Genomic DNA, 237 nt, shown 5'->3' with positions numbered 1-237 from the left:
CGAGCGCATCCTCCAGGGTCCGCGCACCGCCAACCCGACCGGCTACGACGCCGTCGTGACGGCGTGCATGCGCGCCGGGTTCTCCCCGCGCTCGCTCGAGGTCATGGGCTCGTACCTCGACCAGGCCGCCATGGTGTCGGCGGGCATGGGCGTGTGCTTCATCCCGAAGTCGCTGTCGGACATCCCGCAGCACAACGTCGTGTACCGCACGCTGGTCAATCCCTCGGTGGGACTCAC

The 237-nt window shown here is 69.2% G+C and carries 1 protein-coding gene; it reads left to right on the top strand.

The annotated features are described in order from the left end of the window. A partial coding sequence (locus SB658_RS27425; protein WP_410603711.1) for a LysR substrate-binding domain-containing protein occupies positions 1-237 on the top strand: 237 nt, incomplete at both ends.

This window comes from Bacillus sp. SIMBA_008 (assembly GCF_046535495.1).
GTDB lineage: Bacteria > Bacillota > Bacilli > Bacillales > Bacillaceae > Bacillus > Bacillus subtilis.
Note: the sequence above shows the minus strand (reverse complement) of the source record. Positions and strands in the feature narration are given on the sequence as shown.